The sequence below is a fragment of the Oleiphilus sp. HI0128 genome, assembly GCF_001635365.1.
This window is the reverse complement of the sequence record NZ_LWGG01001454.1, coordinates 1-751: the sequence shown is the minus strand read 5'-3', so window position 1 is coordinate 751 and position 751 is coordinate 1. Positions and strand designations below refer to the sequence as shown.

Genomic DNA, 751 nt, shown 5'->3' with positions numbered 1-751 from the left:
GAGCCGATTTTTCGGCTGCTGACATACTGACCCTCTATCTGTATAGATGTGGTTTTGTCTATGGTGGATTCAGGTGTTTCCACGTCATACATATCAATACTGATACGGCTATCACTCCAGTGCCAGAAGTAGTCGCTATAGACTTGAGCGTATTCGTTAGCGATTGAAATAAGTTTTTTGTTTTCGAGTGTTTCTTCCAGATACAAGCCCTGTAAGTAATGACGTGAAGTAGAGAGGGTAATGGTATTGAGCGCTTCGTGTTTACCTGTCTGTTCCGATAATTCAAATATATTGATGTCGGAACCTCCATTGTAGCTGTATATCAGGTTTCCGTCGGTCTTAAGCCAGTCGAGTTCATCGACTCCTGTTTCTTGAGTATTAGTTCGGGAGTAGCTATCGCTTGACTCGTCAGAAGAGGCATCTGCACTTCCATCGCTTTCGAGTACGGGGGCATCGAGGCAAATATCGCAATAGCTAGGGTTCTGGTTATTCGAAGCAATTCCGTGCTTTAAGTAGCTTTCCAGAGGGCCGCCCGTTCCGGTAATTCCGCCATCATTCTCGGACTCACTACAGCCAACGAAAACAGATGACAGTAAGCTCAAGGTGAGAAGAAACAAACTTGGCTTAAGTTTATGTTGAATGTCCATTGCAGTTGGTCCTTTAAACTTGGCTCGATTTATTGTTGAGCTCTTCGAAATAATAAATTCCAACTCCCGCTCTGTACTGATTGGAAGCGTGTTTTTGTTCGGCT

General features: G+C 44.1%; 1 protein-coding gene. It reads right to left on the bottom strand.

Features of this window, described 5'->3' with window-relative positions; genetic code table 11:
- A partial coding sequence (locus A3763_RS23980; protein ID WP_197483085.1) for a beta-propeller domain-containing protein occupies nucleotides 1-647 on the bottom strand: 647 nt, incomplete at its 3' end.
- Between the last annotated feature and the right edge of the window lie 104 nt (nucleotides 648-751).